Consider the following 23999-nt stretch of genomic DNA (forward strand, 5'->3'; position numbering starts at 1 on the left):
CTTGGTTTTCGCGTAGCATGATGGAATGTCGAGTCCGCACCAAAGATTGCCCCGTGAACAGCGCCGTGACCAGTTGGTGGGGGTGGCACGCTCTGTCTTCGCGACCCGTGGATATCGGACCACCTCGATGGACACAATCGCCGAGGCGGCTGGAGTGTCGAAGCCGGTCCTCTATCAGCACTTCGCGTCGAAGCAGGATCTCTACCTCGCGCTCATCGACGATTCCGCAGCGCACCTCGATACGACTCTCGATGCCGCAATCGGGTCGACGAACGACCCGCATGAGAAGGTTCGTGCCACGTACCGTTCCTACTTCGAGTTCATCGTGTCCCATCGTGAGGAATTCGTCATCCTCTTCAATTCCGATGTCTACGAGCCCGAGGCTCAGAACCGTATCCGCGGTCTGCGCGAACGGACCGCCTCCCGTGTCCTGACCGCGCTGAAGAGCTACACCGACCTCGACGACATCCAGGCTCGGCTGCTGTGCCGGACGCTCATCGGCACTGCCGAGGTCGTCGTCAAACAGCTCGAGACGACTCCGGAGATCGACGTCGACACGGCTGTGAGCCTGCTGACCCAGATGAGCTGGGGCGGACTGCAGTCCTTCACCACGAAGTGACTGCGAACTCCCACCAGACGAGGGAAGAAAACCCGGCCTCGCTGACGTTATGCTGAGGACGAGTCAAACACGATCCGCACAAGGAGCACAATGGAAATCAAGATCGGCGTCAAGCAGTCACCGCGAGAGATCGTCATGGAATCCGACGAGACACCCAAGGATCTCGCCGCGCGCATCGAAGAATCCGTCAAGGCCGATTCGCTGCTGTCCTTCACGGACCTGAAGGGACGCCAGGTATTCGTTCCTGCGGCCGCACTCGCCTATGTCGAGATCGGCACCGAGGCTGCCCGCCGCGTCGGCTTCGGAGCCTGAAGGACCGACAGTACGCACCATCGCATGCGGGTGAACACCGAACCTCGGTAAATTCCCCGTGAATAGGTTCAGGGTCCGGTACATCACCGGACCCTGAACCTATTCACGCAACGTTGACGGGCGCTCTCAGGCGACAAGCCCCAGTGCCGACATCCGTTTCGAATGATTGGCCGTCACTGCCGGTATCGAGGCCACCACTCTTTCCTCATCGATGCCGAGGAAGGGGTCGGTGAGGAGGTTGCGTCCGCGACCCAGAGTTTCGGCCACGAGCTTGCGTCCCCACAGCGCCAGACGAGAGGCCAGCTGAGTGTCCGCGGCGACGTCGGCTGTCAGGCGATTGCGCACATAATCGGTCGCACGTGTATCATCAAGAATTGTAATTGCCAGGCTGTATCCGGGCTCGCTGAGCTCATCCACGGCCGTGCGGTAGAAGTCATTCATGATTCCGTCGAAGACGAATCCTTTCATGAGGCTTTCGTGCCAGTCACGAGGACGAGTCCGTTCAGCCAGCACGGTGAAGGTCGGCTCGAAATGCTGACAGAGCTCGACCGCATCCTGGCCCAATCGACTGATGTGCTGCGAGAGCTCTTCGAAGTTCGCAAAGGACAGAGAGGCCAACCGCGCCAAAGTGACTTTATCGTCCATGTGCACAGCGGTGGTCGCGTTGGTGGCCATTCGTTCGAAAGCGGTCAGCTCGCCGAACGCCAGAAGCGCGAGCGTAGCAGCATTATTACCGGCCAATGGGGCAGAATCGGGCATAACTCAAGAGTACCGGTTCACGACCATGACGAGCGCGAAGGCGCTAAAAGGAGTTTGAAACATGGCGGAGACAGAACCTGATTTCGCAGAACTGGGAGTCGCTGGACCGATCGTGGCCTCGCTGGCTGCCAAGGGCATCACCCACCCCTTCCCGATCCAGGCGATGACGCTGCCCGTGGCACTGTCCGGAGCAGACATCATCGGCCAGGCGAAGACCGGAACGGGAAAGACTCTGGGCTTCGGCATTCCCCTCCTGCAGCGTGTCGTGGGCAAGAACGAAGATGGTGCCGCACCGGCTGATCCTGAGAATACTCCGGAGATCGTGTCCGACAGCACCGAGACACGCCTTCCCCAGGCCCTGGTCGTCGTACCGACTCGTGAGCTGGCCAAGCAGGTCGCCGCTGATCTCGTCACCGCCTCCACGCAGCGTGACATCGACATCATGACCATCTACGGCGGCATGGACTTCGACCCGCAGATCAAGAAGCTCAAGTCCGGCGTCGATGTCGTCGTCGGCACTCCGGGTCGCCTCCTCGACCTGTACGGGCGCAAGGTTCTGCGACTGCACAAGGTCCGCACGGTCGTCCTCGATGAGGCCGATGAGATGCTCGACCTCGGGTTCCTGCCCGACGTTGAGAAGATCATCAACGCGGTGCCCGCACACCGTCAGACCATGCTCTTCTCCGCCACCATGCCCGGTGCGGTCATCACCCTGGCTCGCCGTTACATGAGCCGACCCACCCACATCCGTGCCCACGACAACGAAGACCTGTCTCTGTTGGGCAAGAACACGGAACAGTTGGTCTACCGTGCACATTCGATGGACAAGAGCGAACTCGTCGCCCGCATGCTGCAGGCCGAGGGACGCGGGCGCACCATCATCTTCACTCGCACCAAGCGCACCGCAGACAAGCTCGCCGCCGAACTCGGCGATCGCGGCTTCCAGGTCAAACCTCTGCACGGAGACCTCGGTCAGGCGCAGCGGGAGAAGGCCCTGAAGTCCTTCCGCGAGGGCCAGGTCGACGTCCTCGTCGCCACCGACGTTGCCGCACGCGGAATCGACATCGACGATGTCACCCACGTCGTCAACTACCAGTGCCCCGACGACGAGAAGACCTACGTCCACCGCATCGGCCGCACCGGGCGTGCCGGCAACACGGGCATCGCCGTGACGCTCGTGGACTGGGATGACATGCCTCGGTGGCGCCTCATCAACAAGGCTCTCGGTCTTGACCATGATGAGCCCGCGGAGACCTACTCGACCTCACCTCACTTCTTCGCCGATCTCTCCATTCCGAAGGGGACGAAGGGGCGTCTGCGCAGGCAGCAGACCGAGGAGTCGGACGACCATGCGGGTCCGAAGAAATCCGAACAGCGCCGAGGCGGATCCTCGGGCCGCGGCGGGTCATCATCAGGTGATGACGCACCTCGGAAGCCGCGACGCAGCCGGGAACGTCGTCGCACCCGCGGCGGCAAGCCGGTGGGGCGCACCTCGACTGCCCCCAACGACCGCCAGAACTCCGCAGAATAGGGCAACAGCCCACCACCGGACTCAAACGAACGGCCTCGACCACCTCTGGTCGGGGCCGTTCGTTCATCTTGCGTGTGCTGGCCGGGCTCACGGTCATGGTCGGACATTCCGGTGGAGTCCTCATCGGACGCGGTGAACGGGCGGATGCCGATTTCGTGCCGCTCTTCGCCTGGTCGGACATCTTCATCCTCGGCTGAGGCCAAGAGGCTGAGTCCAAAAGACAGCGCCCCGCACCCGTACCCGGGCTCAGCGACCGCGATTCACCCCTGGATGAAGTCGACTCCCCCGGGTCGGGAGTTCGCGCGGTCAAGCAGCTTCGCGAACATGTGACTCGTCGTCACGTGCTCGCCCAGCCGGTTGGGCTTTCCTGTGCCGTGGTAGTCACTCGAACCGGTGATGATCAGATCATGGTCGTGGGCAAGCCTGCGCATGATCTCGCGTTCGCTCTGCGGATTGTCGCGGTGATCGACTTCGAGTCCGTCGAGTCCGGCCGCGATGAAATCCGCCATCGCCGTGTCGGGCACGACAAGTCCGCGCATCGCGGCGCGAGGGTGGGCGAAGACCGAGACTCCCCCGGCTTCGCGGATCAGCGCGATGGCCGTGATCGGATCGATCGTCGGCAGGCTCACATGGTATTTGCCGTGGCTGGACAGGATGGAGCCGAAGGCTTCGGTGCGCGATTCGACGATGCCCGCAGCAACCAGGGCATCAGCGATATGGGGTCGGCCGATCGTCGCATCTTCGCCGGAGACGGCAAGGACCGCGTCCATGTCCACGGGGTAGTCCTCAGCGAGGCGGTCGATGATGAGGTGCGTGCGATCGAGCCGGGCCCGACGAGTCTCTTCGACGACCGCGGCCAAACCGGTGTCATAGGGGTCATGCAGGTAGGACAGCAGGTGCACGCTGATTCCCTCGTGCCGACACGAGATCTCCATCCCCCGGACCAGACCCAGGCCGTAGACCCGTGCGGCTGCTTCCGCTGGGGCCCATCCGGCAGTGGTGTCGTGGTCCGTGACGCCGAGTACGTCGATGCCTTCCATCGACGCTTCGGATAAGAGTTCGGACGGGGTTTGAGTCCCGTCCGAGAACGCAGTGTGCACATGGAGATCTATGACCATGTACCCAGTCTATCCGCAGTCACACAGGATGCTCGTCCTCGTCCCGGCAATCACCGTGAGCAGTGCCTAGAATGGAAACATGACAACCCAGAATGAAGACAGCACCGAGCAGACCCAGGCCCTCGACGATCGAGTCAACAACCGTTCCCATCGCCCCAACTCCCAGGCATTTCGTGATTTCGTCGCCGAGGGATGGGACCGTACACCACTCGATGCCCAGGCTCTGGCCGCAGCCGGATTCACACCAGCACGCCGGGCGCAGGTCTCCGCCGCCTTCCCCGGAGAACGACTCGTCATCCCCGCCGGGGGCCACAAGGTCCGGTCCAACGACACCGACTACCGTTTCCGCGCCCATTCGGCGTTCATCCACCTGACCGGCCTCGAAGCCGATTCCGAGCCGGACGCCGTTCTCGTCTTCGAGCCGGAGGACGATGCTCACACTGTGACTCTGTATTTCCGGCCCCGCGCGGGTTCGGATACCGTCGAGTTCTTCTCCGATTCCAGGTACGGCGAATACTGGGTCGGTCCCCGCGCCGATCTCGAAGCGATGTCGACGATGACCGGCATCACCACCGAAAGCGCCGCGACGGTCGACGACGCGATCACCAAGGACCTCGGCGCGATCTCAGTGCGTCTGGTCCGCCAGGCCGATGTCCGCATCGACTCCGTCATCGATGTCGCCCGCACTCAGGTGCAGGCCGATCTTGAGACCTCGGAGGCCGGAGATGCCGAGCTGGCCCAGCTGCTGTCCGAGCTGCGACTGATCAAGGACGAACACGAGGTCGCCGCCCTGCGCGAAGCCGTCGCCATCACCCGCACCGGCTTCGACAACGTCGTCGCCGCCCTGCCCACCGCAGTGACTCATCGACGCGGTGAACGCATCATCGAGACCGCCTTTGAAACCGCCGCCCGCTCCGAGGGCAACGGCATCGGCTACGACACGATTGCGGCCGCGGGCAACCATGCCTGCACCCTGCACTGGATCCGCAATGACGGTGCGGTGCGCGAGGGCGACCTCGTCCTCGTCGATGCCGGGGCAGAAGCCGATTCGCTCTACACGGCCGATATCACCCGCACACTCCCGGTCTCAGGCACGTTCACCGACGTTCAGGCGAAGATCTATGATGCCGTCCTCGACGCATCGGATGCGGCCTTCGCCGTCGCCGCTGACCATGCCAACCGTGAGGTGAAGTTCCGCGAGGTCCACGAAGCCGCGATGGAGGTCATCGCCGCCCGCCTCGAGGAATTCGGCATCCTGCCGGTCTCTGCAGCCCAGTCGCTGTCACCGGAGGGTCAGCATCACCGGCGCTGGATGGTGCACGGGACCAGTCACCACCTGGGCCTGGACGTCCACGACTGTGCTCAGGCACGTGCCGAGATGTACTTGGATGCGGCGATCGAACCTGGCATGGTCTTCACGATCGAACCTGGCCTGTACTTCAAGACCGACGATCTGCTCCTGCCCGAGGAATTCCGCGGCAACGGTGTGCGCATCGAAGACGACGTCCTCGTCACCGCCGACGGAGTCGAGAACCTTTCGGCAGGATTCCCGCGCACCCGCGCCGAGGTCGAGGCCTGGGTCCAGGGACGATGACCCCTGGGCCGTTCCGGGGCCGGGGCATCCTCGAGATCCCGGGAATCACGCTGGGCCACGCCGGCGAGTTCGGCCCGGACCGGTTGACCGGCGTCACCGCCGTCCTGCCACCACCCGGTGCGCAGGTCGGGGTGGACGTCCGTGGTGGCGGTCCGGCCACTCATGAGACCGATGTCATCGCCCCCGGCACCCATTCCTATGGTGCCGATGCGATCGTCGTCACCGGTGGATCCGCATTGGGTCTGCAGTCGGTCAGCGGTGTGGTGCGCGCCCTCGCCGAGGCGGGGCGCGGTTTCCCTGCTCCTGGACTTGCCGACACCGTCATTCCACTCGTCCCCGCCGCCGCGATCTTCGACCTCGGCCGAGGCGACGGGACCGCGCGTCCTCCTACGGATGTCGACGGTGAGGCCGCGGCACGGGCAGCCCTTCGCTCAGCACACGATAGGACACAGGCACCCGGCGTCAGGGGCAGCCTCGGCGCGGGTCTGGGTGCACGTTCGGGACAGCAGACCATGCGCAGCTCCACGGGGTCGATCGCGATCCGTCTGCCCGGCGGCTACACCGTTGCCGCTCTGGTGGTGGCCAACCCGCTGGGCACGATCGGGACGCCCGACGGCAACCTGTGGGCGGGCCCGCTCCTGGACTCGTATGGATTCGATCTGCCGCGGATCGGTCATCTGCCGGCCACTCCCGAGTCCACGGCCGAGGCCACCTCGGCGAAGAACACGACCATCGCCATCGTCGCCACGGACGCGGCCCTGAACCCGGCGCAGGTCACGCGTATGGCCTCCGGTGCCCATGCCGGAATCGCGCGGGCGATTCACCCCTCGCATACGCTCTTCGACGGTGACACGGTCTTTGCCGTCGCCACCGGTGATGTGAGCCTGCCGGAGGACTTCGCGGCCTCGACACTCGACCAGGTCGCGATCACCGCAGCTGCTGCCGATGCCCTGAGCCTGGCCGTCATCGATGCTCATGTCGCTGCCGCTCCGGTGGAGGACTCGTGGGGTCAACCACCGACTCTCAGCGATGTCGCGCCCGATTTCGCTGAGGCCTTCGCCGCACTGGAATGAGGCGTACCGGACTGAGGTTCTCTGGCCTCAGCCGGGCGCAGACAGAGACTGGGGCGGGCACCGACATCATTGATGCCGGCGACCGCCCCTTTCCTGTGCGAATCTGCTTCAACAGCCTCGCTCGGAGTCAGCAGTCTCCCTCAGGGGATTCGATCAGTTCGAGTCCGCCTGGCGAGCCTCTTCCGAGTCGAGTCCCTTACGGTCGTCTGCGTCGGCCTTCTTCTCCTGCTGAGTGCTGAAGCCGTCCTTCGCCAGCTGCTTCTTCGAGGTCTGAGCCGCAGCGGCCTCGTCCTCGACAACGGTGAAGCGGACGGTCTCCGTGAACTCACGGCCGTCGTTGACGTCATCGAAGACCTGACCCTTCAGAGTCTCCGGGTCATCGGCCTGTCCACGGTCCACCTGCACGTGGCCCTCATAGAGTTCGGCGGGAGCATCTGCTGCAGCTGCAGAGCTTGCGCCCACCAGCGGTGCCATCAGGGCGAGGGCGGCACATGCGCTGAGTCCTGTCACCACGTTCGGACGAAATCGTCGTTCCGACATTGAAGTCTCCTTGTGTTCGGTAGTGGGAAGTTCTGCCGAGAAAAGACCCTAGGGAGCCTGAGAGAATCCTGAATGGATGCGACAAGACAGCTTGGTGAACGGAGAGTGATGGGCTCATGGCGACCGCCGACAGCCGCTCGCACAGCCGCGCTTCGCGCATCCGATAGGGCTGACCCCGTAGGCTTGAGAGCATGAGTGGTCCACCGAAAAGAGTCTTCGTCGCGCGTCTCATCGCCGTCCCCGTCTTCGACCCTCTCGGAGATCAGGTCGGACGTGTGCGAGACGCCGTCATCGTCTACCGCGCAACCATGCGGCAGTTCCCCCGCGTCATCGGCCTCGTCGTCGAGGTTCCGGGCAGACGACGAGTGTTCGTGCCGATGGGACGTGTGACCTCCATCGACTCCGGTCAGGTCATCACCACCGGACTGGTGAACATGCGCCGCTTCGAACAGCGCCACTCGGAGACGCTGGTCGTCAACGACCTCCTCGACCGGCGCCTGCGGCTGCGCGAAGACGACTCCCCCATCCAGATCGAAGACGTCGGCATCGAACAGCAGGTGAACAAGGACTGGGAAGTCACCCGGCTCTTCGTGCGCAGAGTCCAGGAACGCAGCGCCTTCTCCGCCTTCCGCCGGCGCGGTGAGACCATGCAGATCTCATGGACCGACACCGAGCACCCGGCCGACTCAAACGTCGATCAGGAGGCCACGCAGCTCATTGCCGCGTACCAAGACACGAAACCCGCCGACCTCGCCGACGTCCTGTTCGAGATGAAGCCCGAACGTCGACTCCAGGTCGCCCGCGCCCTCGACGACGAACGCCTGGCCGACGTCATCGAGGAGCTGCCCGATGAGACACAGGTCGAGCTCCTCTCCGCCCTCGACACCGAACGTGCGGTGACGGTGCTGGAGGAGATGGAACCCGATGACGCGGCCGACCTCCTCGGCGAGCTCAGCGATGAGCAGGCAGAACGGTTCCTCGCACTCATGGAACCTGACGACGCCGAGGATGTGCGCACCCTGCTGTCCTACGACGACGACACCGCCGGTGGTCTGATGACCACGGAACCCGTCATCCTGACCCCGGAGACGACCGTCGCCGAGGCGCTCGCTCACGTCCGCAGAGAGGATCTTCCCGCGGCGCTGGCGGCTGCGGTCTTCGTCTGTCGGCAGCCGGTCGAGACGCCGACGGGGAAATATCTGGGGATCGTCCACATTCAGGAGATGCTGCGCCATCCCCCGCACGAGGCCGTCGGCATCATGCTCGACACGGAGGTCGAGGCGCTGCCACCGGACTCACCGCTGGGCGAGGTCACGAAGCTGCTCGCGGCGTACAATCTGGTGTCGGTGCCGATCACCGACGAGAACGACCGCCTCATCGGCGTGGTCACCGTCGATGACGTCCTCGATGAGCTGCTGCCCGATGACTGGCGAGTCACCGGGCGCGATGACCATAGGAGGGGATAGCTGTGGCTGCTGACGATTTCGACGTTCCCCGTTCGAGCAGACGCAGACTGCCGAACATTGCGATGTCCCCGGAGACCTTCGGACGCGGAGCCGAAGGCTTCGCCCGGTTCATGGGCACCCCCGCGTTCCTCGTGGGGATGACCGTGTTCTGCGCTGTCTGGTTGATTTGGAACACGCTCCTCCCCGAGGCCTGGCAGTTCGATCCTCGGTCGTTGAACTTCACCTTGCTGACGCTGATCCTGTCGCTGCAGGCCTCCTACGCCGCCCCGCTGATCCTGTTGGCGGAGAACCGCAGCACCGACCGTGACCGTGTCGAGTTCGAACACGACAGGCAGCGGGCCGAGCGCAACCTCGCCGACACCGAATACCTGGCACGCGAGGTCGCGGCGCTGCGCATCGCCATGCGCGAGGTGGCGACCCGAGACTTCATCCGCTCCGAACTCCGAGACCTGCTCAAGGAGCTCGAAGAGGACGCGAAGGAGCCCGTCAGAGACCCGGTCCGAAGTGACCGGTCCGACGACGAACAGGTAGGCTGAAGGTCCCGCGAAGACCGAGCGGGAAGTGAAAGGACGTGAGCACATGAGTGGGCCATCCGAGGACGCAGTCAGGGAAGCTCTGACAGGTGTCATCGATCCGGAGATCCGCCGCAGCATCGTCGAACTCGACATGGTCGAGTCCGTCAGCATCGAGGGCGGGAAAGTCACCGTCACCGTCCTGCTCACCATCTCCGGCTGTCCGCTCAAGGACACGATCACCAAAGACACCACGGCAGCGGTCTCGCAGGTCGACGGTGTCACCGATGTGTCCGTGATCCTCGGGACCATGACTCCAGAGCAGCGCACCGCGATGCGCGAGAAGCTCCAGGGCCCGGGCACCAGCCGCGAGGTTCCGTTCAACAAGCCCGACTCACTGACGAAGGTCTACGCCATCGCCTCGGGCAAGGGCGGAGTCGGCAAGTCATCGATCACCGCGAACCTCGCCGTCTCCCTGGCTCAGAGCGGACTGCGCGTAGGCGTCGTCGACGCGGACATCTACGGCTTCTCGATTCCGGCAATGCTCGGCCTCTCCGGCAAACCGACCCGGGTCGACGACATGATCATCCCGCAGGTCGCTCACAACGTGAAGGTCATGAGCATCGGCATGTTCGTGCCGCCGAACCAGGCTGTCGTCTGGCGGGGACCCATGCTCCACCGCGCCCTCCAGCAGTTCCTCACCGACGTCTTCTGGGGCGACCTCGACGTCCTTCTCCTCGACCTTCCTCCGGGCACCGGTGACATTGCGATCTCCGTAGCGCAGCTGCTCCCAGGGTCAGAGCTTCTCGTCATCACAACACCGCAGCAGGCGGCCGCACAGGTCGCCGAGCGCGCGGGATCGATCGCCACCCAGACAGATCAGCGCCTGGCCGGAGTGATCGAGAACATGTCATGGATGGAGATGCCCGACGGCACTCGGATGGAGGTCTTCGGCTCCGGAGGCGGCGCCCAGGTGGCCGCAAACCTCTCGGAGACGATCGGTTCCGAGGTCAAGCTGCTGGGCCAGGTGCCACTCGACACGCAGGTCCGCGAAGGCTCGGATTCCGGACTGCCGGTGGTGTTGGGCTCCCCCGACTCCCCCGCAGCACGCGAATTCGCCTCGTTGGCGTCGACTCTGTCCCATCGCTCACGCGGCCTGTCGGGACGATCCTTGGGTCTCAGCCCGGTCTGAAGTCTGGTCTGATCCGCCTGTTTGGGATCAGATTCGCCTGCTTGAGATCAGGTGGCTTCGGTGTCGAAGGGTGCAGTGGCTGAACGGTCGCGCAGAGCGGACTGAGCCTGGAATCGCTCGATCGGCGACAGGGTCTTGGTGCGGGGCTCACTCGGCGTGGAATCCGCGTCACCGACGCTGCCTGCGGACGCTGAATCGAGCGACTGAGCGGGTGTGTCACTCGAGGCAGCCGATGATTCCCGAAGCTTGGACTCGCGGATCGCTGAGTCCTCCTCGACGAGAGCCTCGCGCACGATACGCCTGGGGTCGTACTGACGTGGATCCAGCTTCTGCCAATCGACGTCATTGAAGTCATCGCCGAAGTCGCGGCGCACGCTGTCCTTGGCTCCCTCAGCCATCCGACGCATCTGTCGCACGAGGTCACGCAGCTTCTGCGCGTATTCGGGCAGGCGTTTGGGCCCGATGACGACAAGAGCCACTACCACCAGGATCAACATCTCGGTGCCGTTGATACCCAACATGGAAACAAGTCTACCGTGCACAGAAGTATGCTCGACTCACGGTCAGCACAGGATGGAGTGGAGCAGATGGATGAAGTGGTCGTGGAACGAGTCCTGCGCATCGTCGCGCTCGTCCCCGAGGGGCGTGTCGTCGCCTATGGCACCGTCGGACTGGTCGCCTCCTGCTCGGCGCGCTACGTCGGACGTGTGATGAAGGAGTTCGGCTCGAACGTCACCTGGTGGAGGGTGGTCAACGCCGCTGGAGTGCTGCCGGAGGCTCTGCTGCCCACCGCGCGTGAGCACTGGGAGGACGAGGGCACTACGCACACGCATGAGAAGGTCTCCAAGTCGGCCTTCGTTGACATCGATGATCTCGCGCAGCTGTGGCGCACCCACGGAATCGACCCCGCATGCAGTTAGACTGAAGTCCACATGTCAGCCGAAAGGGAGGGTCGATTGTCACGCGAGAATGCAGGTGATCTCACCTTCGCCGAACAGTACAACGGGCCCGACCCCTTGTTGGATGCCGCGCGAGCCCTCTCCCACGAGAACGGTTTGGCCCCGGTGTCGCAGACTACGGCGTCGACGCTGACCCTTCTCGCCCGGCTGCTCACTCCGGTTGCCGCAGTCGAAGTCGGCACCGGTGCCGGCACCTCGACGTTGGCCCTGCTGCGGGGAATGCCCAATGCAGGGATCCTGACCTCGATCGACACGAACTCCACAGCCCAGGCTGCGGCTCGTGATCTCATCGACATGGCAGGCATCAGGCACAGCCGTCTGCGCCTGATGAGCGGGCGTGCCGAGGATGTCCTGCTGCGTCTGGCGCCAGGGGCCTACGACATGGTCTTCCTCGACTCGGAGCCAACGAACCTCGAACGCATGATCGAGCCCGCTCTCCGGCTTCTCGATGCCAACGGACTCCTCGTCATCCACCAGACATTGCTCAAGGGCGGGGTGGCCGATCCCGTTGACCGTTCGCCGCGCACCCAGGCGGCACGTGGCCTGCTCAACCGTCTGGCCGAACAGGACCGCCTCGAACGCGTCCTGCTGCCCATCGGCCAAGGTCTGCTCATGATCCAGAAGACTCGTCGCTGAACAGGCCGACGACACCGTAGAAAACCAGGAAACCCTGGCTGCTGCGTCGACAGCGGCGCTGAATGCAAAGACAGTTGATTGCAAAAACAGCAGAGACTCTGCGAAGTCTCTGCTGTTCGTTCAGCCGCGCTGACTGCTCAGCTGAAGGAGTGTGCCGTGTCGATCACTGGCCCAAAGTCTCGGCCAGGGTGTCATGCAGATCTGCGGCTTCGTCTCTGCTGAGTTCGATCACCAGACGGCCACCGCCCTCGACAGGAAGCCGCATCACCATGCCTCGACCTTCCTTGGTCACTTCCAGAGGTCCGTCGCCGGTGCGGGGTTTCTGGGCTGCCATGTGGGCTCTTCCTTCCGTTGATTATGCAAAGACGGTTCACGCTCGATGGACCGAATGTTATATGGCCGATTATTCCACGATCCGGTCACCCACGGGTAACCCGACCGAATTCTGACATCTGGACCTCATCATCAGGGCGGCAGATCCGCCGGTGGGGTGAAGTGCCACAGGTAGGCGACCCAGACGATCTGGAGCAGGATGAACGCGCACAGAACAGCCGCCCTGTACCCGCGAGAGCGCACGAGAGCCAATGTCAGCGCCATCGGGAACAGCGGCAGCAGCAGCCGCAGGGTCGACGTCTGCGGAGTGAAGAAGATGAGCAGGTACACGCCGTAGGCCAGACAGAAGTACTGCAGAGTTCTGCCCATCTTGGCGCCCGCCGGGGAGAAGATGAGAGCCAGCATTCCTGCAATGACGACGAACAGTAGCACCGGGCCCAGCGGACCGATGAGGCTGTTGGCCTGAGCCAACCACTGCACCACGTACGTCGACTCACCGGTGTGCCAAGCCGCTTCGGTGTCCGTATACGCGGTCATCGACCCCGTTGACAACCAGGCGTGGATGGGATGGACCAATGCCGCGACGCACGAGAGCACACCCAAGGTCCAGGACCGCACCACCTCGGCGGTGGGATAGGGGTCGTGCCTGCGACGCATGAAGCGGTCGATGAGGTGCAGCAGCATGAAGAAGGCGAAGGCCACGCCGATCGGGCGCGAGAGATCCATGAGGAACACGACGGGAATCGCACTGAGATAGCGGCGTTCGACGACGAGGAGGAGCGCTGTGGCCTGCAGCAGCAGCGTCAGCGACTCCGCGTACCCGGTGGAGAAGATGGCCGCCGGGGGAAAGAACATGACGAGGGCCAGACCGGTCAGGGCCTGGCCGGGGTCGACGTATCTGCGAAACAGCACCAGGATGACAATGGCGGCGAGGCCCGCTGCGAGTGTCGACACGATCGGTGAGATCACTTCGTAGCTCAGTCCGGTCACGCTCGAGAGGTTGCCGACGATCGCCGGATGCAGCGGATAGAACGCCCATTGGTTCTCGGCCACCGCGCCGGTCTCATCGATCGGCAGGATGTTCGGGTAGCCCTCCTTCGCCACCCGGCCGTACCAGCCGCCGTCCCAGAAGTTGAGGAAGTCGTTGAGTGTGGTGGTCACCGGGCTGGAGGACCAGTTCGCCGGATCCTGACGTTTGAGGACGGCGGCGAAGATCGAGATGCTCACGACTCGTGAGACGAAGTAGACCGCGATGGCCTGCACCCACACCGGCAGGGTGAGGAACAGGGTGCTCAGGCGCGACAGCCTGGAGGAGCTGAAGACTTCGGGAGCGAGTGTGATTCCGGGCAGGTCGTGGGCTTTGCTCATTGCTGCTCGCGTGCGGCTTCCAGCTCGGTGATTCGGGTGCGCAGAGCTGTCACCGCGCTGTCGACGTCCTCCATGCGGTAGCCGCGCAGGGCGGGGCGGAACGAGAGCCCCTCGAGATCCTCAGGTGTGAAGTCCTGCGGCAGGGGCTGCCAGTCGGCCTCAGTCTCCTCAGCGGACTCGGCGGAGAAGACGTTGAACGTCGCCGCCAGCACGATCACGAGCACGAAGATCGCTGCGGCCACTCCGATCACAATCCACAATGGCATAACGTCATTTTCTCACAGTGAGCGCATCTGCTCAGCGCAGGCCGCGCACGGTGTGTTTGGGAGCTGCGTCACCGGTGATCGCCAGCGTCACCGCGATGGCGTCAGCGGTGGCGCGAACGTCGTGAGTGCGGATCATCGCAGCCCCCTTCGCCACCGCAAGCGCGGTGGCCGCGATCGTTCCGTTGAGACGCTCCCCCGGTGCCACGTCACCGATGGCCTCGCCGACGAAGTCCTTCCGCGAGATCGCCAGCAGCACCCGGAATCCGGTGTCGGTGAAGGTCTCGAGCTCCCGCAGCAGGCGCAGCGACTGGTAGGTGTTCTTTCCGAAGTCCGGTGTCGGATCGATGATGATCTTCTCAGCGGCGACTCCAGCGTCCAGGGCGGCTTCGGCCAGTCCGATCACTCCGTCCAGGGTCCGTTCGACGACCTCGCCGGCGCTCAGCCCGTACCGGTTGCGGTGGGCGTCGGTGCGTGGGGCCAGTCCGCCCGTGTGTGAGCAGACGATGCCCACGTCGTTCTTCGCCGCCACGGAGGCCAGTTCGGGATCGACTCCGGCCCAGGTGTCATTGAGCAGGCCCGCACCCGCGGTGCAGGCGGCCTGGGCGACTTCGTGGCGCCAGGTGTCGACGCTGATGAGCACGTCGGGGTGGCTGTGCGCGACGGCCTCGATGACTGGGCAGACACGGTCGATCTCCTCGGCGCTGGAGATCTCCCGCCCGCGGCCGGCCCTCACGCCTCCGATGTCGACGATGTGCGCCCCGTTCTGCACGGCGCCTTCGACGGCTGCGATGGCTTCCTCGGCAGTGGCCGCCGATTCGTAGAACGAATCCGTGGTCCGGTTGATCACGGCCATGATGGCTGGGCCGCCGGACCGGGCCTGTGCCAGTTGAAAGCCGCCGAGGTGGGGACTGGGCTCGGCTGTGTCCCTCACTGCTGTTCTCCCTTGATCGCGGGCGGAGCCGAAGATCGACACGGCAGGACCGATCTTCGCCAAGGAGTCGAAGCCTTCGACGAACTCGCCCTGGATCCGCAGCACCCGCCACGGATCTTCGTGTGTCCAGTCCGAGGGTCCGCGAGAATCGAGCAGGCTCTGGTCTGCGGTCGTCTCCGGCACCTGTGATCCGCGCAGGCGCAGCGGACCCTGGCTGTAGACATTGTCCTCAGCCGAAGCTGGAACCTCGGCGGTTGAGTCATGGTCGGTCATCGGTCTCAGCGGCCTTCGAGGTAGGCGTGCAGTGTCCGGGTGGCCTCGTCGACCTCGGTGACCGACACATGCTCATCCGACTTGTGGGCGTAGAGAGGATTGCCGGGTCCGAAGTTCACCGCCGGGACACCGAGTGCGCTGAACCTCGAAACATCGGTCCAACCCAGCTTCGGTGCCGGTGAGAGCCCAAGCGTGTCGATGAAGTCCTGAGCGATGGCGCGATCAAGGCCGGGCCGTGCCCCTTCGGCTGCGTCGGTGACGACGACGTCGAAGCCGGTGAAGAACTCGCGGAGGAAGCCCTCGGCCTCGGCGGCGGACTTGCTCGGTGCGAACCGGTAGTTCACGGCCACTGTGCAGGCATCGGGCACGACGTTGCCGGCGACTCCCCCGCTGATCGACACTGCCGACAGCGATTCACGGTAGTCGAGTCCGTCGACGTTCACGGTCCCGGTCTCATGGTCGGCCAGGCGCTGGAGCACCTCTGCTGCGGCGTGGATGGCATTGACTCCCATGAATGCGCGTGCCGAGTGGGCGCGAACTCCGGTCGTCGAGACGTTGACCCTGATGGTGCCGTTGCAGCCGCCCTCGACCGAGGCGTTCGAGGGTTCACCGAGGATCGCGAAGTCCCCTCCCAGCCAGTCGGGGTGGTTGCGGGAGACGCGGCCGAGACCGTTGAGGGAGGCGTCGACCTCCTCGTGGTCGTAGAAGACCCAGCTGACGTCGCGCGTAGGTTCGCGCAGGGCCGCGGCGGTGACCAGTGCCATCGCGACTCCGGCCTTCATATCGCAGGCACCCCTGCCCCAGATGACCTCGTCATCGGTGTAGTTCTCACCATCCATGTGGGTGCGCCGAGGCGGCAGGTTGTCCTCGACTGGAACCGTGTCCAAGTGGCCGGCCACGACGATGCGCTCGGCTCGTCCCAGGTGGGTGCGGGCCACGAGAGTGTCTCCGTCGCGCAGGATCTCCAGGTCCGGGCCAGGGCCTGCCCCGATGCGCTCGAGCACTGTTGCGACGGCGTCGGTGATGGTTGTCTCATTGCCTGAGACGGATTCGACGGCGCACAGGCGACCGGTGAGATCGGCCGGGTCACCGAGGGCCGCAAACAGGTATTCGGACAGGTCACCGGTGGGGGCGAAACGGGATTCGGTCTCAGCAGATGGATCGACAGTCATACCGCTTAGCCTAGTACTGCCGCCACCGACTAGTCTTGGAGGCATGACAGAACGCATAGTTTCCGCACGTGGCCTGGCCACCCTGCACAACGACTCCGTCCTCACCGCCTGGTACCCCACCCTGAGCACGGCCGATTCCTTCGAAGCCGCCGAGGCGGCCGCCGCCTCCCGCGCGGACGCTGACGGGCTCGATGCCCTCGTGTCCGCCGACGAGGCTCGGGGCACCCGGACCGAGGTCGTCACCACCACCATCGACCTCGACGCCGGTCCCGCTTCGGCAGCCGATGCCTACCTGCGCCTGCACGCGCTCTCCCACCGTGTGGTCGTTCCCAACGACGTCAACCTCGACGGCATCTTCGGTCACCTCGCGAATATCGTGTGGACCTCCGCTGGCGCCTGCTCGCCGGAGGATTTTGAAGCCACCCGCGCGAAGCTGATGGCCAAAGGCCCCGTCGCCGTCTACGGACTCGACAAGTTCCCGCGCATGACCGACTTCGTCATCCCCTCCGGTGTGCGTATCGCCGATGCGGACCGTGTTCGCCTCGGCGCACACCTGGCTGCGGGGACGACCGTCATGCATGAGGGCTTCGTCAACTTCAACGCCGGCACATTGGGCTCGGCCATGGTCGAGGGACGCATCTCCCAGGGTGTCGTCGTCGGCGACGGCTCCGACATCGGCGGCGGTGCCTCCATCATGGGCACGCTCTCCGGCGGCGGTACACACCGCATCTCGATCGGCAACGGCAGCCTGCTGGGCGCCAACTCCGGTGTGGGTATCTCCATCGGCGATGACTGCATCGTCGAAGCTGGTCTCTACATCACGGCCGGAACTCGCGTCACCGTTCCCGGTGAAGACGAGTCGGTCGTCAAGGCCTCCGAACTCAGCGGCCAGAACAACATCCTGTTCCGCCGCAACTCCGTCACCGGAGCCGTCGAGGCGATCTCACGCACATCCAAGGGAATCGAGCTCAACCCCGACCTGCACTGAGCAACAGCAACATCAACTCGGGCGCGTCCACGAAAGTGGGTGCGCCCTCGTGCTGTCTCGGCCAGTCTTACGTCGTGCCTCAACCCGTGGTGAGCGTGTGTCGTACGTCAGCCCCGCGCTGTCGTCGTGAGCGTGCGGCTCGAGCAGACATGACAATACGCCCTACACTCGGCTGCAAACCACCTTCTCCCAAAGGGGTGAAGCGGTGCTGAGTGTAGGGCGTATATGACCGGCGGTGCCTATTGCGAACGGCGGTGCCGGTTAAGAGTCGCGGTATGCATTACGAGTCGCGATACTGGTTGAGACCAGCCGCGCGATCGCGGATGCGATCAGCGCTCGTTCATTTCCTTGTAGTCGCGGGAGTAGGCACCCGTGTAGATCTGGCGCGGACGGCCGATCTTGGTCTCGGGATCGTTGATCATCTCGCGCCACTGTGCGATCCAGCCCGGCAGACGGCCGACGGCGAAGAGCACCGTGAACATGTTGGTGGGGAATCCGAGAGCCTTGTAGATCAGACCGGTGTAGAAGTCCACGTTCGGGTAGAGCTTGCGCTCGACGAAGTAGTCATCGGCCAGAGCGATCTCTTCGAGCTTCTGAGCCACCTCAAGCAGCGGGTCACCGCCGGAGCGTGCCAGGACCTCATCAGCGGTCTTCTTGATGATCTTCGCACGCGGGTCGTAGTTCTTGTACACGCGGTGTCCGAAGCCCATGAGACGAACGCCGTCTTCCTTGTTCTTCACGCGTTCCATGAACTTCTCGGGTCCGTCATCAGAAGCCGAGATCTCCTCGAGCATCGTCAGCACAGCAGAGTTGGCGCCACCGTGCAGCGGGCCGGCCAGAGCGTTGACGCCGGCCGAGATCGACTGGAACAGGTTGGCCTGTGACGAGCCGACGAGACGAACCGTCGAGGTCGAGCAGTTCTGCTCGTGGTCGGCGTGGAGGATGAAGAGCTGGTCCATGGCTTTGACGGCCAGCGGATCGGGCTCGTAGTCCTCTGCCGGCACTCCGAAGTTCACGCGCAGGAAGTTCTCCACGAGGCTCAGGGAGTTGTCCGGGTGGATGACCGGCAGACCCATGTTCTTGCGGTGGGCCAGTGCAGCGATCGTCGGCATCTTCGCGAGCAGACGGAACGTCGAGGTGTCGACCTGACCTTCGTCAAAGACATCGAGGTCATCTTGGTAGAAAGTCGACAAAGCGGCGACCGCGGCTGCCACCATGGGCATCGGATGCGCATCGTAGGGGAAGGCGCGGAAGAAGCGACGCAGGTCTTCGTGGACGATGGTGTGTCCGCGCAGTCGACCGTCGAACGCGTCGTACTGTTCCTGTGTCGGAAGTTCACCATGAATGAGGAGGTAGCTGACTTCGACGAAGTTGGAATGCTCGGCGAGCTGTTCGATGGGATAGCCGCGATACTGCAGAACACCTGTGTCACCGTCGATGTAGGTGATCGACGAGGAGCTTGAAGCAGTATTGGCGAAACCTGGATCATAGGTGACCGCGCCAGTGTCTTTCAGCAGCGAACCGATGCGATATCCGTTGTTGCCCGCTGAGGATGCCACCTCGGGCAGCGTCAGCTCCGTGTCCCCGACCTGCAGACTCGCATCCGATGGCATATGTTCTCCTCAGCTTTGACCCACCTCAAGAACTTCCTGAGGTGTCTTGCACAATTCCCTCAAAGACTACCGATAACTGCCAGAATCAGAAAATCCCAGCACTACCCTCAAACTGCTCGGTAACCCGTCTGATCTGGCTCTACTGGGCTTCTTCGAACCAAATTTCGGTAGGCTCAGCGTCCACCCTTTTGGACCTCAGAACCGCTCATTCTGCCGCCGCATGCAACCGTCGTGCGGCCGCCTCGATGCGCTCATCACTTGCCGTCAGGGCAATGCGCACATGGTCCGTAGCCGCCTCACCATAGAATTCGCCGGGACCGGCGATGATGCCGATGTCGGCCAGCCCGGACAGCGAATCCCAGCAGTTGATGTCGGCACTCGACCACAGATAGAGGCCCGCGCTCGAGTGATCGATGCGGAATCCGTAGTCTTCGAGACCGCTGCGCAGCAGGACCCGACGAGCCCGGTAGCGCTCCTTCTGTTCAGTGACGTGAGCAGTGTCTCGCAGACCGGCGATCATCGCCGCCTGGACTGGGAACGGCACGATCATTCCGGCGTGCTTGCGTGACTTGGTGAGGTCGCCGATGAGGTCGCGGTCACCGGTCACGAAGGCCGCGCGGTACCCGGCGAGGTTGGACTGCTTCGACATCGAGTACACGCTGAGAACACCGTGGTGATCTCCGCCGGTGACGTTGAGGATGCTCGGAGCCGGTGATTCGGATTCCCAGTTGAGCAGTCCGTAGCACTCATCGGAGGCAAGGACGACTCCAGATTCACGGGTACGGCGGACCACCTCGGCGAGGGTGTCGGTGTCCAGCACCTCACCCGTGGGATTGCCAGGGGTGTTGATCCACAGCAGTCCGATTCCGTCCAGGGAGGCACCGGCGGCAACGTCTGCCGCGTCGAGACGACGACAGCCGACACCGGCGATCGTGGCACCCATCTCATAGGTCGGGTAGGCCGCCGATGGGCAGGCCACTTCCAGACCAGCCTGGCGCAGTCCCAGCAGTGTGGGCAGCCACGCGACAAGCTCCTTCGAACCGACCGTGGGCAGCACCTCGGCGGCGGGATCGAGTGTGACCCCATGCCAATTCTGATACCACCAGGCGATGGCTTCGCGCAGTTCGGTCGTGCCCGCCGTCGTCGGATAGCCATGGGCGTCTCCGGCGGCGGCCAGTGCTGACTGGATCACCTGAGGAGTGGGATCGACCGGTGTGCCGATCGAGAGGTCGCAGACCCCATCAGGGTGCTGTGCGGCCCGATCGCGGAACTCGGTGAGTCGGTCCCACGGGTAGTCGGGCAGATTGAGGCCGAAGCGCGACGAGTCGAAGCGTGAAGACATGGCTCAGTCGTGAGCTTGCAGAGGCAGGGCGGCGATGATCGGGTGATCCAAGCCGGTGTTGCCCAGCTTCGCGGCGCCGCCGGGTGAGCCCAGCTCGTCGAAGAATTCGACGTTGGCCTTGTAGTACTCCGACCATTCCTCCGGTGTGTCGTCTTCGTAGAAGATCGCTTCAACCGGGCAGACCGGTTCGCAGGCGCCACAATCGACACATTCGTCCGGGTGGATGTAGAGGCTGCGCTCACCTTCATAGATGCAGTCGACCGGACATTCGTCGACGCAGGCCTTGTCCTTCAGATCGACACAAGGCTGGGCAATGATGTACGTCACGAGTACGACTCCTATAAAGACTCAACGAGATTGCACGTATACAGCCTAAGACTACGCCTTCCGGTCCGGTCAGGTCCCATCGGGTCGACGTGATCCTTCTTTCACATTCGTGTCCTCGGTCACGTCGGCGGCGGTGGGGATGGGGGCTGGATTAGGCTGGGGTGGCAAGAACTTCAAGGACGTTTCGGCGGAAGGCGATAAGTGGACGATCTGCAGCCCGGCAAAAGAGTGGTCGTGCGGTATTCGCTCGAACCCGGTGATTCGCATTCGACCTCGGATGCCCTCGGCGTCGTCAACAGTGCCGACGAGTCGTTCGTGGAGATCGGGACCAAACGCGGACCGATCCGCATCGCCCGCGAGCAGATCATGCTCGTCCACGAGGTGCCCCCGGCACCGACCAAATCAGGTCGCACCCACGAGATCGTCTCCGCCGTCGATCTGCGTCGGATCTCAGCAGCAGCATGGCTACCTGCTGACATCTCCTGGCTGCATATGGAGAACCTGCGCAATGAGAGTTCCGAATCCGATGCCGACATCGGACTGCTGCAGAAGGGCTGGCTGCTGCGCAGCTCCGACTCGGTGACCAGACGTGCCAACAGCTGCCTGCCCGTCACCGACACCGGAATGGACTGGGAGCAGAGCCTCGACGCCGTCGAAGCCTGGTACTCGGCCCGGGAGAAGCCCAGCTGCGTCCAGATCTATTCTGCCGATGACTCCAGTACTCTGGCGCCGGCATGCGAAGGGCTGGCCCCCCTGCTCTCCGCCCGCGGCTACTCCCCCTGTGAGCCCGTCTTCCTGCTGGCCGGTTCCACCGCCGAGGCGGCCGCTGGGGCCGCTCATCCCGGTGACGCAGCCGCTCCAGGCCTGTCTATCGACTTCAGCGAGGAGCCGAGCCCCATGCACTACGCGGCGTGGACGAGTGAGCGCGACCCCGGTTCGGCCGACGCTTTCCGCAGCCTCATCGAAGCTTCCGATCCGTGTCAGTTCGTCACGGCCTATGCCGATCACCCCGATGGCAGCAGGACCATGGTGGCCAGCGCCCGGATCGTCGAACGCAGCAAATGGGGCGTGCTGACGAACCTCGTCACCCACCCCGACCTGCGCCGGCGAGGAGCAGGTCGGTCGGTGGCCCGCGCCGCGGCGGCACTGCTGTCCCAGCGGGGAGTGCGTTCGTATCTCGTTGATGTGGAGGCGAGCAACGAAGCGTCCCTGAACCTCTTCACATCCCTGGGAGCCACGGTTCGTCACCGGTCCTGGTACGCCAGTCGCGGTTGAGTCGCGTCAACGACTCCGGCTGAAGCGATTCAGTCCTTGCACTCCACCTTGTTCACCGGACGGTAGACGGTGACGAATGAGTCCCTGGTCGTCTTGCCCGAGGCGATGTCCTCCATCGTCCGCGTGATCTTGATCGACCAACCCTGTTTGGGAGTCTGAGGCGTGCATTCAGGTCCCGACTCGGTCACGGACCCGGGTGAACTGTAGTTGTAGCGGTCAGAGGAATCGGACTTGACCTTGAGCTTCTTGTCGCCGAATACCTTTGCGTGGACCTCACCATCGGAGAGGTACATGTCGAGGACCACCGGCTGCTTCGAGGTGTTCGTGAACTTCATGTCGATCGTCGACCAGTCCAGCGTGGCCTCCCGGCCCTCTGGGTAGCGGGAGATGTAACGCGAATGAGCTTGGTGTTCGTCCAGTTCGAAACCGGCGAAGAAGGCGGCGTTGAACAGTGTCGTCGATACCTGCGAGACTCCCCCTCCGAAGTCCTCCTTCATCTGCCCGTCCGAGATGACGCCGGCGGCCTTGTACCCGTTTGCTGCTGTGCGCTGTCCGATGGCCTCGTTGAGGGAGAACTGCTCCCCGGGCTGAACGACCGTCCCGGAGACCTTTTTTGCCGCGACCTTGAGATTGGTGTCGCGGTTGGGTTCGGATGAGTAGCCGGTTGAGTATTCGGACATCACGTCGGAGACATCAGCCTTCTCCGCATCCTTCGTGGTGAAGTCCGGTTCCACCGAGGCGAGGGTGACGGTTGGTTTGTCGGTCTTGCCCGAGACGGCGTCAGTGACGGCTGTGGTCAGCTCGTCCTTTTTGATCCCGATTCCCGTTTCCGACTTCACGACCTGAGGCTTGCCGTCTTTGATCGTGAAGCTTGCATCCTTCGCGGGCTTCCCGACATCCTTGTTGGCCGCCAGGACCCGTTTCTGCAGGTCCTCCTCGTCGAAGACGGGAGTGAGCTTCGAGTCCTTGGGCTCGAAGGTCAGTGTCTTCGCGATCGTCGCGGGGCTGATCGTCATATCTCCGGCGTCGACATCCGAGGAGGCGTCTTTCGCGGGTTCGGCTCGCACGGTCAGGTCTCCACTCACTGCATCCTTGGCGAAGCCGTCGGCGACGTCTTTCGCCTCGGCAGTGGTGATGTCGGGTTCGACGTCGGCAGCTGTGACCGGCAGCGGCCCTTCGGTACGCAGCCACGAGTCCTCGATGGCTGTGCGCACCTGTTCGGCGTCGACGCTCTGACCATCGGTGCCGTCCTTGACCTCGGGCTTGGCTTTGACGTAGCTGACTTCGGCGTCGACGGGTTCGAACTTGAGTGATTCCGTGACCTTGCCGGTGGCGTCCTCGAATTTCTCATCGGCGATGCTGATGACCGGTTCGATTTCGTTATCGCCGAAGAGGCGGTCCCAGATGATGACGGGGTTGAGGGTGAAGCCGGTGGCTCGGCTGATGGTCTCCGAGATGTCGAAGCCGACCCCGGCTTTCTCAGGGTCGAGGGCGGCAGTGGGCTTGCCCGCCTTGAGTTCGATCTTCTCCCCCGCTGTCTCACCCAGCTCTTCACGCAGGGTCGATTCCGCGGAGGTGGTGGACTTGCCGCCGATGTCGACGCCGGCGACAGTCGTTCCGGGCGACAGCACGCGTCCGGTGAGGAATCCGATGACCAGGTAGAGGACGGCCAGGACCAGCACGATGAACCCGGCGATGAGCCACGGTCTCCGCTTCGGAGTCTCCGCGGTGCCCTGCGGGCGGCCGCCGGGGTTCGGTGAGGGGTGGGACAGTGTCTGCGTCGGCATAGTTCTCCCGATT

25 protein-coding genes are annotated in these 23999 nt (G+C 63.8%); 12 read left to right on the forward strand and 13 right to left on the reverse strand.

Going from position 1 to position 23999, the window contains the following annotated elements:
- Positions 1 to 25 precede the first annotated feature (25 nt).
- Together BAUR9175_RS08825 and BAUR9175_RS08830 are read left to right on the forward strand one after the other, a co-directional pair.
- A complete protein-coding gene (locus BAUR9175_RS08825; RefSeq protein ID WP_029416568.1) occupies positions 26 to 619 on the forward strand; it encodes a TetR/AcrR family transcriptional regulator in 594 nt (197 codons plus the stop codon).
- A 90-nt stretch (positions 620 to 709) separates the two neighbouring features.
- Positions 710 to 931 (forward strand): DUF3107 domain-containing protein, encoded by a 222-nt coding sequence (locus BAUR9175_RS08830; RefSeq protein WP_009881725.1) that lies wholly within the window; start codon positions 710 to 712, stop codon positions 929 to 931.
- Positions 932 to 1057: 126 nt separating this feature from the next.
- Here BAUR9175_RS08830 and BAUR9175_RS08835 read toward each other — a convergent pair whose 3' ends face one another.
- Complete coding sequence (locus BAUR9175_RS08835) at positions 1058 to 1690, reverse strand: ferritin-like fold-containing protein (protein ID WP_009881724.1); 633 nt, start codon at positions 1688 to 1690, stop codon at positions 1058 to 1060.
- Positions 1691 to 1751: 61 nt separating this feature from the next.
- Between BAUR9175_RS08835 and BAUR9175_RS08840 the strand changes: the two genes are divergently transcribed.
- Positions 1752 to 3221 carry a DEAD/DEAH box helicase gene (locus BAUR9175_RS08840; protein WP_096146862.1) on the forward strand — a complete coding sequence of 490 codons (1470 nt, stop codon included), beginning with the start codon at positions 1752 to 1754 and terminating at the stop codon, positions 3219 to 3221.
- 260 nt (positions 3222 to 3481) lie between these two features.
- On the opposite strand, the gene BAUR9175_RS08845 is transcribed toward BAUR9175_RS08840, so the two are convergent.
- A complete protein-coding gene (locus tag BAUR9175_RS08845) occupies positions 3482 to 4339 on the reverse strand; it encodes a PHP domain-containing protein (RefSeq protein ID WP_009881721.1) in 858 nt (285 codons plus the stop codon).
- A 79-nt stretch (positions 4340 to 4418) separates the two neighbouring features.
- Between BAUR9175_RS08845 and BAUR9175_RS08850 the strand changes: the two genes are divergently transcribed.
- Positions 4419 to 5933, forward strand: a complete 1515-nt coding sequence (locus tag BAUR9175_RS08850; RefSeq protein ID WP_101583547.1) for an aminopeptidase P family protein — start codon at positions 4419 to 4421, stop codon at positions 5931 to 5933.
- A complete protein-coding gene (locus BAUR9175_RS08855) occupies positions 5930 to 7006 on the forward strand; it encodes a P1 family peptidase (RefSeq protein ID WP_101583549.1) in 1077 nt (358 codons plus the stop codon). The genes BAUR9175_RS08850 and BAUR9175_RS08855 overlap by 4 nt, the downstream gene beginning before the upstream one ends.
- A gap of 153 nt (positions 7007 to 7159) precedes the next feature.
- Here BAUR9175_RS08855 and BAUR9175_RS08860 read toward each other — a convergent pair whose 3' ends face one another.
- Positions 7160 to 7546, reverse strand: coding sequence for a hypothetical protein (locus BAUR9175_RS08860; RefSeq protein ID WP_101583551.1), 387 nt, complete (start codon positions 7544 to 7546; stop codon positions 7160 to 7162).
- 191 nt (positions 7547 to 7737) lie between these two features.
- Between BAUR9175_RS08860 and BAUR9175_RS08865 the strand changes: the two genes are divergently transcribed.
- The 3 genes from BAUR9175_RS08865 to BAUR9175_RS08875 are packed head-to-tail and all read left to right on the forward strand — an operon-like array spanning position 7738 to position 10716.
- Positions 7738 to 9012 (forward strand): magnesium transporter MgtE N-terminal domain-containing protein, encoded by a 1275-nt coding sequence (locus BAUR9175_RS08865; protein ID WP_009881717.1) that lies wholly within the window; start codon positions 7738 to 7740, stop codon positions 9010 to 9012.
- Between the two features lie 2 nt (positions 9013 to 9014).
- Entirely contained in the window at positions 9015 to 9548 is a 534-nt protein-coding gene (locus BAUR9175_RS08870) for a DUF1003 domain-containing protein (protein WP_009881716.1), read from the forward strand.
- Between the two features lie 43 nt (positions 9549 to 9591).
- Positions 9592 to 10716, forward strand: coding sequence for an Mrp/NBP35 family ATP-binding protein (locus BAUR9175_RS08875; protein ID WP_009881715.1), 1125 nt, complete (start codon positions 9592 to 9594; stop codon positions 10714 to 10716).
- A gap of 47 nt (positions 10717 to 10763) precedes the next feature.
- On the opposite strand, the gene BAUR9175_RS08880 is transcribed toward BAUR9175_RS08875, so the two are convergent.
- A complete protein-coding gene (locus BAUR9175_RS08880; protein WP_069600005.1) occupies positions 10764 to 11237 on the reverse strand; it encodes a twin-arginine translocase TatA/TatE family subunit in 474 nt (157 codons plus the stop codon).
- A 66-nt stretch (positions 11238 to 11303) separates the two neighbouring features.
- Here BAUR9175_RS08880 and BAUR9175_RS08885 point away from each other — a divergent pair, with 66 nt between their 5' ends.
- Both BAUR9175_RS08885 and BAUR9175_RS08890 read left to right on the forward strand, forming a co-directional pair.
- Complete coding sequence (locus BAUR9175_RS08885) at positions 11304 to 11636, forward strand: MGMT family protein (RefSeq protein ID WP_257944297.1); 333 nt, start codon at positions 11304 to 11306, stop codon at positions 11634 to 11636.
- 36 nt (positions 11637 to 11672) lie between these two features.
- Positions 11673 to 12311, forward strand: a complete 639-nt coding sequence (locus BAUR9175_RS08890; protein ID WP_009881712.1) for an O-methyltransferase — start codon at positions 11673 to 11675, stop codon at positions 12309 to 12311.
- 163 nt (positions 12312 to 12474) lie between these two features.
- Here BAUR9175_RS08890 and BAUR9175_RS08895 read toward each other — a convergent pair whose 3' ends face one another.
- The 5 genes from BAUR9175_RS08895 to dapE form a co-directional block, all read right to left on the reverse strand.
- A complete protein-coding gene (locus BAUR9175_RS08895; protein ID WP_101583555.1) occupies positions 12475 to 12645 on the reverse strand; it encodes a DUF3117 domain-containing protein in 171 nt (56 codons plus the stop codon).
- 131 nt (positions 12646 to 12776) lie between these two features.
- On the reverse strand, positions 12777 to 14012 hold the full coding sequence (locus tag BAUR9175_RS08900) for a hypothetical protein (protein ID WP_096146860.1): 1236 nt from the start codon (positions 14010 to 14012) through the stop codon (positions 12777 to 12779).
- Positions 14009 to 14278 (reverse strand): DivIVA domain-containing protein, encoded by a 270-nt coding sequence (locus BAUR9175_RS08905; RefSeq protein WP_069600003.1) that lies wholly within the window; start codon positions 14276 to 14278, stop codon positions 14009 to 14011. The genes BAUR9175_RS08900 and BAUR9175_RS08905 overlap by 4 nt, the downstream gene beginning before the upstream one ends.
- Positions 14279 to 14309: 31 nt before the next feature.
- Positions 14310 to 15482, reverse strand: coding sequence for a dihydropteroate synthase (gene folP / locus BAUR9175_RS08910; RefSeq protein WP_226833656.1), 1173 nt, complete (start codon positions 15480 to 15482; stop codon positions 14310 to 14312).
- A gap of 5 nt (positions 15483 to 15487) precedes the next feature.
- Positions 15488 to 16654: a succinyl-diaminopimelate desuccinylase gene (dapE, locus tag BAUR9175_RS08915; RefSeq protein WP_009881706.1), complete on the reverse strand. Its 1167-nt coding sequence runs from the start codon at positions 16652 to 16654 to the stop codon at positions 15488 to 15490.
- Positions 16655 to 16697: 43 nt separating this feature from the next.
- Here dapE and dapD point away from each other — a divergent pair, with 43 nt between their 5' ends.
- Entirely contained in the window at positions 16698 to 17642 is a 945-nt protein-coding gene (dapD, locus tag BAUR9175_RS08920; protein ID WP_009881705.1) for a 2,3,4,5-tetrahydropyridine-2,6-dicarboxylate N-succinyltransferase, read from the forward strand.
- A gap of 329 nt (positions 17643 to 17971) precedes the next feature.
- On the opposite strand, the gene BAUR9175_RS08925 is transcribed toward dapD, so the two are convergent.
- From BAUR9175_RS08925 to fdxA, 3 genes are all read right to left on the reverse strand, one after another.
- Positions 17972 to 19255, reverse strand: a complete 1284-nt coding sequence (locus tag BAUR9175_RS08925) for a citrate synthase (RefSeq protein WP_101583556.1) — start codon at positions 19253 to 19255, stop codon at positions 17972 to 17974.
- Between the two features lie 205 nt (positions 19256 to 19460).
- A complete protein-coding gene (dapC, locus tag BAUR9175_RS08930; RefSeq protein ID WP_101583558.1) occupies positions 19461 to 20597 on the reverse strand; it encodes a succinyldiaminopimelate transaminase in 1137 nt (378 codons plus the stop codon).
- Between the two features lie 3 nt (positions 20598 to 20600).
- Positions 20601 to 20924, reverse strand: a complete 324-nt coding sequence (gene fdxA / locus BAUR9175_RS08935) for a ferredoxin (RefSeq protein WP_069600000.1) — start codon at positions 20922 to 20924, stop codon at positions 20601 to 20603.
- 201 nt (positions 20925 to 21125) lie between these two features.
- Between fdxA and BAUR9175_RS08940 the strand changes: the two genes are divergently transcribed.
- Positions 21126 to 22199 (forward strand): GNAT family N-acetyltransferase, encoded by a 1074-nt coding sequence (locus tag BAUR9175_RS08940; protein ID WP_069599999.1) that lies wholly within the window; start codon positions 21126 to 21128, stop codon positions 22197 to 22199.
- Between the two features lie 29 nt (positions 22200 to 22228).
- Here the strand turns inward: BAUR9175_RS08940 and BAUR9175_RS08945 are convergent, their stop codons facing one another.
- Positions 22229 to 23986 carry a VanW family protein gene (locus BAUR9175_RS08945; protein WP_101583560.1) on the reverse strand — a complete coding sequence of 586 codons (1758 nt, stop codon included), beginning with the start codon at positions 23984 to 23986 and terminating at the stop codon, positions 22229 to 22231.
- Positions 23987 to 23999: the final 13 nt, after the last annotated feature.

The sequence above is a fragment of the Brevibacterium aurantiacum genome (genome assembly GCF_900169065.1).
Taxonomy (GTDB): Bacteria; Actinomycetota; Actinomycetes; order Actinomycetales; family Brevibacteriaceae; genus Brevibacterium; species Brevibacterium aurantiacum.